This is a genomic window from Streptomyces sp. 4N124, from assembly GCF_052245395.1.
Lineage (GTDB): Bacteria > Actinomycetota > Actinomycetes > Streptomycetales > Streptomycetaceae > Streptomyces.
This window is the reverse complement of sequence record NZ_JBQQBS010000006.1, coordinates 263,991-271,041: the sequence shown is the minus strand read 5'-3', so window position 1 is coordinate 271,041 and position 7,051 is coordinate 263,991. Positions and strand designations below refer to the sequence as shown.

General features: G+C 69.7%; 5 protein-coding genes. 1 reads left to right on the top strand and 4 read right to left on the bottom strand.

Annotated elements, in window-relative coordinates; genetic code table 11:
- Positions 1 to 3: 3 nt before the first annotated feature.
- Positions 4 to 2,214, bottom strand: a complete 2,211-nt coding sequence (locus tag ACTWQO_RS08895) for a 2Fe-2S iron-sulfur cluster-binding protein (RefSeq protein WP_443236649.1) — start codon at positions 2,212 to 2,214, stop codon at positions 4 to 6.
- A 67-nt stretch (positions 2,215 to 2,281) separates the two neighbouring features.
- Here ACTWQO_RS08895 and ACTWQO_RS08890 point away from each other — a divergent pair, with 67 nt between their 5' ends.
- Positions 2,282 to 2,902 (top strand): TetR/AcrR family transcriptional regulator, encoded by a 621-nt coding sequence (locus ACTWQO_RS08890; protein ID WP_443236648.1) that lies wholly within the window; start codon positions 2,282 to 2,284, stop codon positions 2,900 to 2,902.
- 39 nt (positions 2,903 to 2,941) lie between these two features.
- Here the strand turns inward: ACTWQO_RS08890 and ispG are convergent, their stop codons facing one another.
- The 3 genes from ispG to dxr all read right to left on the bottom strand — a co-directional run bounded on the left by ispG (position 2,942) and on the right by dxr (position 6,825).
- Positions 2,942 to 4,099: a flavodoxin-dependent (E)-4-hydroxy-3-methylbut-2-enyl-diphosphate synthase gene (gene ispG, locus ACTWQO_RS08885; RefSeq protein WP_443236647.1), complete on the bottom strand. Its 1,158-nt coding sequence runs from the start codon at positions 4,097 to 4,099 to the stop codon at positions 2,942 to 2,944.
- Between the two features lie 168 nt (positions 4,100 to 4,267).
- On the bottom strand, positions 4,268 to 5,560 hold the full coding sequence (locus tag ACTWQO_RS08880; protein ID WP_443236665.1) for a M50 family metallopeptidase: 1,293 nt from the start codon (positions 5,558 to 5,560) through the stop codon (positions 4,268 to 4,270).
- A gap of 8 nt (positions 5,561 to 5,568) precedes the next feature.
- A complete protein-coding gene (gene dxr, locus ACTWQO_RS08875) occupies positions 5,569 to 6,825 on the bottom strand; it encodes a 1-deoxy-D-xylulose-5-phosphate reductoisomerase (RefSeq protein WP_443236646.1) in 1,257 nt (418 codons plus the stop codon).
- Positions 6,826 to 7,051 lie beyond the last annotated feature (226 nt).

Genomic DNA, 7,051 nt, shown 5'->3' with positions numbered 1-7,051 from the left:
CGATCACTCGTCCGGGATGTCGAGGGTGACCTTGGACAGCGGGCAGCCCACGCACGTCAGGACATAGCCGTCGGCTTTCTGCTGTGGCGTGAGGCAGTTGGGCTCGTTCTGGGTGACCTCTCCGCTGCGGAGCCGCACCATGCAGTCGCCGCAGTTTCCGACCGTGCAGGAGTACGGCATCGGCAGCCCGGCGGCGAGTCCCGCGTCGAGGAGCGTCTGGCCGGGCTCGACCACCACCGCGCCGAGGGGGTGCCCGTCCTGCTCGACGGTCATCTCCTGCGGCACCGTCGTCGCGGTCCCGGTGTCCGCACTGCTGGTGTAGCGCTCGTGGTGCACCCTCTCGTCCGGGACCCCGAGCCCGGCCAGAACGCCCTGGACGGTGTCCATCAGCGGTTCGGGACCACAGACGTAGTAGTGAGCGTCCCGGGACGGCGACCGGCCGGTGATCCACCGACGCACGCCGTCCGCGTCGAGCCGCCCGTCCCTGCGGGTCAGGACGTGGGTGACCGAGAGCCGGTCGGGATGGTCCTTCGCCAGCCGGGTCAGCTCCTCGGCGAAGATGATCTCCTCCGCGCTGCGGCTGCTGTAGAGCAGCGCGATCCGGTCCCCGCCCGGCCGGCCGGCGAGCCGGGTGCGGATCATGCTCATCATCGGCGTCATGCCGCTGCCCGCCGCGACGAGCACGATCTCGTCCGGGGGCTGCGGCCCGGCGTGGAAGGTCCCCGAGGGGCCGCGCACCGCGAGGCGGTCCCCGGCGCGGAGATTCCGGTGCGCGTGGGTGGAGAACCGGCCGCCCTCGACGTGCTTGACGGTGACCTCCAGCCGGGACGACCCGGGCGCCGACGAGGCCGAGTAGGCCCGTCGCACCGGGCGGCCGTCGATGTCGGCGACGAGCGTGAAGAACTGGCCGGGCCGGAAGGCGAACGGTCCCGGGTTCTCGGCGGCGTCCTCCAGCACGAGGGTGACCGCACTCGGTGTCTCCCTGCGCACCTCGACTATGCGCACCTCCCGCAGGAGGTGCTCCGTCCCAGCGTCGTCGGCGGGACGCCGGCGCAGGATGCCACGGCGCCGGCCGCCCGCGCCGGGCTCGATGTCCTCGTAGCCCTCTTTCCGCAGCCCGGAACGGTAGAGACGGTTCCCCACCAGCCGCAGCAACCAGTTCACTCCCGGGATCGCCCCGACGACCTTGAGCAGGAACGCGGGTGGACCACCCTCGGCGTCGGCCGCGTTGGCGGTGAGGTGTTCTCCTGCCAGCGCCATCAGGTCCGGCATCGTGCCGCGGTCGAGGTGCGCGCCGGGAGTCCACAGCCGCGAGCGCGCGACGGCGTCGTTGCCGGTCACCTCGGCGTGCTCGACGTCGATGAGCAGCGCCAGGTGCGGAGGCATCCCGCGCAGCGCCATCGTCTCCAGCAGTGCGGGATCGTCGGTGATCGCGCCGCGGCCGCGGACGTGCAGCACACCACTGCGCCCCGGAACGAGCGCGGCGAACGAGAGCCTGTCGTCCCGCAGCAGGTTGTGGAGCGTGTCGGCGCGTTTGTTGCCCTTCCGATCCGGGATGACCAGCGTGCGGCTGTCCAGGATCCGCGCCACCGCCTGCCGGTCCCCGCGCGGGCTCGTGTCGCTCCCACCGGAGGAGTCCCACGTGGACAGTGCGAGAAACGGTGCCGCGGCCAGGAACTCGGCGACGCCGGGCCGGCACAGGGGCCCGTCACCCGCGAGTTCGGCGGCCGGCTCGGCAGGGGCGGGCGGCTGCCACAGACGGGACCGGAGGACGGCCTGTGCGCAGTGCACGTACGCCTCCCCGATGTCGACGGTCGTCTGCGCGCCCTTGCGTGCGGCCACCGAGCCGTTGACGCGCAGGATCTCGCCGACTCCCGGCAGGAGGAAGAAGAACGAGACCGGACCGTGCGGGTCGCCGGGCTCGGGCAGGGAGAACGAGATCCGCGTGGGCGAGTGGACGCGTGCGAATCCCGGAGTGCCGCCGATGAAGGTCGTCCTGCTGGTGCCGTCGGCGTCCCGGTAGCCGAAGGCCGCGACCGGACACCGGGCGAGGACGGTCCGGCAGCCCTCGTCGAGGGCGCTGATCTGCTTGAGCATGACCACCGGCGCCGGACGGCCGACGGTCGTCTCGACCTCGTCCACCGTCGTCACACGGCGCAGGCCGCTCAAGCGGTCGTTTCCCGCACCTGTCAGGGCCTTGTTTTCGCAGCTCATGGCACTATTGTGAGCAATAGCTCAGCTCTCTGGCTACTCGCTTTTCATGCCTTGAGGAGGCCTCCGGATGCCGTCGGCCGACCGCCGCCTTCAGCCACGTCGCAAGCCCCGCCAGGTGCGCGCCGAACTCACCCGCGAGCGCATCCTCACCGCCGCTGCTCACGTTTTCACCGAGTTCGGCTACGCCGCCGGCACCACCAACCGCATCGCCGAACGCGCCCGCATCTCCATCGGCTCGCTGTACCAGTACTTCCCGAACAAGGACGCCATCCTTGCCGAGCTGCTGGTGCGGCACCTCGACCGAGGCACGTGGACCGAGGCCGAGCAGCTCGATCTGTCCGCCGGGAGCCTGGAGGCAACGGTGCGGGCACTGGTCCGCGACGCGATCAACAACCACCGCGACGATCCGCAGCTGCTGCGGATCATGCTCGAGGAGGCGCCGCTCTCGCAGGAAGTGCTCGACACGATCAACCGGCACGGTAAGAAGCGCGTCGGTCAGGTGCGTGATCTCCTCGCCCGGCACCCGGATGTCCGCGTGCGGGACCTCGACATCGCGGCCGAGCTCATCGTGTTCACAGTGGAGACGAACACGCACAAGCTCATGGCCGACCCTCGGACCATCCCGGTCGAGACGCTCGAGAACGAACTGGTGGACATGGTCACCCGCTATCTGCGCGGCGATCAGTAGCCGCTCACCAGCACGGCGCGGGCGCGGCAGGGCTCGGTGTCAGCCCGCCACCGACACCGACGGCTCGCCCGACTCGGTCCCGTCCGCCTCCATCTGTTCGGCCAGCTTCATGGCCTCCTCGATGAGGGTTTCTACGATCTTGGATTCCGGGACGGTCTTGATGACCTCGCCCTTGACGAAGATCTGGCCCTTGCCGTTGCCGGAGGCGACGCCGAGGTCGGCCTCGCGGGCTTCGCCGGGGCCGTTCACCACGCAGCCCATCACCGCAACGCGGAGGGGAACCTCCATGCCGGTCAGGCCCGCGGTGACTTCCTCGGCGAGCTTGTAGACGTCGACCTGGGCGCGGCCGCAGGACGGGCAGGAGACGATCTCCAGGCCGCGCTGCCTGAGGTTCAGGGACTCCAGGATCTGGTTGCCGACCTTGACCTCCTCCACCGGAGGCGCGGACAGCGAGACGCGGATCGTGTCGCCGATGCCCTGGGAGAGGAGGGCGCCGAAGGCCACCGCCGACTTGATCGTGCCCTGGAAGGCCGGGCCCGCCTCCGTCACACCGAGGTGGAGGGGGTAGTCGCACTGGGCGGCGAGCTGGCGGTACGCCTCGACCATGACCACCGGGTCGTTGTGCTTGACCGAGATCTTGATGTCCCGGAAGTCGTGCTCCTCGAAGAGGGACGCCTCCCACAGCGCGGACTCGGCCAGCGCCTCGGGGGTCGCCTTGCCGTACTTCTGGAGGAGCCGGCGGTCCAGCGAACCGGCGTTGACGCCGATGCGGATCGGCGTGCCGTGGTCCTTGGCGGCCCGCGCGATCTCCTTGACCTTGTCGTCGAACTGCTTGATGTTGCCGGGGTTGACGCGGACCGCGGCGCAGCCCGCCTCGATGGCGGCGAAGACGTACTTCGGCTGGAAGTGGATGTCCGCGATCACCGGGATCTGCGACTTGCGGGCGATGGTGGCGAGGGCGTCCGCGTCGTCCTGCGTGGGGCAGGCGACCCGGACGATCTGGCAGCCGGACGCCGTGAGTTCGGCGATCTGCTGGAGCGTGGCGCCGATGTCCGACGTACGGGTCGTGGTCATCGACTGGACCGACACGGGAGCGTCCCCGCCGACCGCCACGGATCCGACCTGGATCTGCCGGCTCTTCCGGCGTTCGGCGAGCTTGGTCGGAACGGACGGCATGCCGAGAGAAATCGCAGTCATCTGCTGTGCAACCCCAAGTCGTGGATCAAGTCCGGTTCCCGTCGAGGGCGGGCTCCAGGCTTCGAGATTACGGCACCTGCCTGGGCCCAGGCACATCGCGCTCGTAAACCCACTCGATGGAGAACGGCCCAGCACAGATCGTGCCGGGCCGCCACAAACTCCGTATGACTAGGAGATTCTCACCGGGTTAACCACGTCCGCCACCAGCACGAGCAGCGTGAAGCAGATGAAGATCCCGGCCACCACGTAGGCCACCGGCATCAGCTTCGCCACATCGAACGGGCCCGGGTCGGGGCGGCGCAGCACCTTCGCCAGGTTGCGGCGCAGGGACTCCCACAGGGCGCCCGCGATATGGCCGCCGTCCAGCGGCAGCAGCGGGAGCATGTTGAAGAGGAACAGGGAGAGGTTGAAGCCGGCCACCAGCATCAACGCCATGGCCAGCTGCTGCGTCGGCGGGATGTCGAGGGTGAAGATCTCGCCGCCGACGCGGGCCGCGCCCACCACGCCCATCGGGGAGTCCGCCTCGCGCTCACCGTCACCGAAGGCGGCGTCCCACAGGGCGGGCACCTTGCTGGGGATGGCGGCGAGGGAGTCGACGGCGTCGCCGACCCGGTCTCCCATCCAGGTCACCGAGGAGCCGAAGTCCTGCTGGACGATGCCGGTGGCGGCGCTGAAGCCGAGGAAGCCCGCCGAGACGAACTCGCCCTGGACGATCTGGCCGCTGGAGTCCTTCTTGGCGACCTGGTTGGCGACGATCTTCGCGTGCAGGGTGACTTCCTGGCCGTCGCGGTCGACGACGATCGGGACGTCCTTGCCGGGGTTGGCGCGGATGAGGTCCGAGAGCTGGTTCCATTCGTCGGTGCGCACTCCGCCGAAGGAGACGATCTTGTCGCCCGCCTTCAGACCCGCGGCCGCGGCCGGGGAGGCGGGGTCGGACTTCTCGCAGGTGTCGCGGTTCTCGGTCTGTGCGATGACGCACTGGGAGACCGAGCTGACGGTGGTGGTCTGCTGGGAGATGCCGAAGCCCATCAGGACGGTGAGGAACAGCGCCACCGCCAGGATCAGGTTCATGAACGGGCCCGCGAACATCACGATGACCCGCTTCCACGGCTTGCGCGTGTAGAAGAGGCGGGTCTCGTCGCCGGGCCGCAGTTCCTCGAAGGCCGCCGAGCGGGCGTCCTCGATCATGCCGCGCCACGGTGAGGTGGAGCGGGCTTCGAGGCGGCCGTCGGGGCCGGGCGGGAACATGCCGATCATGCGGATGTAGCCGCCGAAGGGGATGGCCTTGATGCCGTACTCGGTCTCGCCCTTGTTGCGCGAGAAGATCGTCGGCCCGAAGCCCACCATGTACTGCGGCACGCGGATGCCGAAGAGCTTGGCTGTGGACAGGTGCCCCAGCTCGTGCCACGCGATCGAGACCAGGAGGCCGAACGCGAAGACCACTATGCCGAGGATGAACATCAAGGTCGTCATGCACGGGCCTCCGCCGTCTGTGCCGCCAGTTCGCTCGCCCGGGTCCGCGCCCAGGCCTCCGCCTCGAGGACGTCCGCGACGGTGAGTGAGGTTCCCGTACGCGGTGTGCCGTGCTCCTCGACCACGCGCGTCACAGTCTCCATGATCCCGTTGAACGGCAGTGCGCCGGCCCGGAAGGCCTCCACGCACTCCTCGTTGGCGGCATTGAACACCGCCGGGGCCGTGCCCGCGAGCTGTCCCACATGCCGGGCCAGTCCGACCGACGGAAACGCGTCGGTGTCGAGCGGGAAGAACTCCCAGGTGGACGCCTTGCTCCAGTCGAACGTGGGCGCGGCGTCGGGGACGCGTTCCGGCCAGCCGAGGCCGATGGCGATCGGCCCGCGCATGTCGGGGGGCGTCGCCTGGGCGATCGTGGATCCGTCGGTGAACTCAACCATCGAGTGGACATACGACTGGGGATGCACGACCACCTCAATGCGGTCGAAGGGAATGTCGTAGAGAAGGTGTGCCTCGATGACTTCCAGCCCCTTGTTGACCAGGGTCGCGGAGTTGATCGTGATCACCGGGCCCATCGCCCAGGTGGGGTGGGCGAGGGCGTCCTCGACGGTCACCCGGTCAAGGTCAGCCTTCGTCCGGCCGCGGAAGGGCCCGCCGGACGCCGTGACGACCAGCTTGCGTACGTCGGCCCGCGCACCGGACGCCAGCGCCTGGAACAGCGCCGCGTGCTCGGAGTCGACCGGGATGATCTGGCCGGGCTTGGCGACCGCCTTGACCAGCGGACCGCCCACGATGAGCGACTCCTTGTTGGCGAGCGCGAGCGTGCGGCCCGCCTCCAGGGCGGCGAGGGTCGGGGCGAGGCCGATCGAGCCGGTGATGCCGTTCAGCACGGTGTGGCAGTCGGAGGCGGCGAGCTGGGTGGCCGCGTCCGGTCCGGCGAGGATCTCGGGGAGCGGCTCCCCCGCGCCGTACTCGGCGGTGAGGGCCTCGCGCAGCGCCGGTACGACGTCCTCGCGGGCGACCGCGACGGTGCGGACCCGCAGCCGGTGCGCCTGCTCGGCGAGGAGGGCGACCCGTCCGCCGGCGGCGGAGAGTCCGGTGACCCGGAACCGGTCCGGGTTGCGCAGCACGAGGTCGATGGCCTGGGTGCCGATCGACCCGGTGGAGCCGAGGATGACCACGTCCTTCGGACCGTCGCCCGACACCGGGTCATAGACGAGGTGCGGGTCGGCGAGGGGGGCTGGGCTGTCGCTCATTCCTCCATTGTGGCCGTATCCACTGTCAGTAAGGACAGGGCGTCCCTCGGGAAGGTGCCCCAGCAGTTGTTTGCGGTGATTGAAGCAACTTCCCCTCTTGTGAAGCTCTCGTGAAGATCGCGCGATAACGCTTCTTTCGTGGTCGGCAGACAACCTGGCCCTCACCGGCTCCGTGCTCAGCACTCCGGCCCAGGCCGCCATCGGTGTCCGAGCGGCAGCTCCCGTT

Coding starts and splice junctions, on each gene's coding strand:
- ispG (WP_443236647.1), bottom strand. CDS start 4,099: ATGACTGCGATTTCTCTCGGCATGCCGTCCGTTCCGACCAAGCTCGCC.
- ACTWQO_RS08890 (WP_443236648.1), top strand. CDS start 2,282: ATGCCGTCGGCCGACCGCCGCCTTCAGCCACGTCGCAAGCCCCGCCAG.
- ACTWQO_RS08895 (WP_443236649.1), bottom strand. CDS start 2,214: ATGAGCTGCGAAAACAAGGCCCTGACAGGTGCGGGAAACGACCGCTTG.
- dxr (WP_443236646.1), bottom strand. CDS start 6,825: ATGAGCGACAGCCCAGCCCCCCTCGCCGACCCGCACCTCGTCTATGAC.
- ACTWQO_RS08880 (WP_443236665.1), bottom strand. CDS start 5,560: ATGTTCATCCTCGGCATAGTGGTCTTCGCGTTCGGCCTCCTGGTCTCG.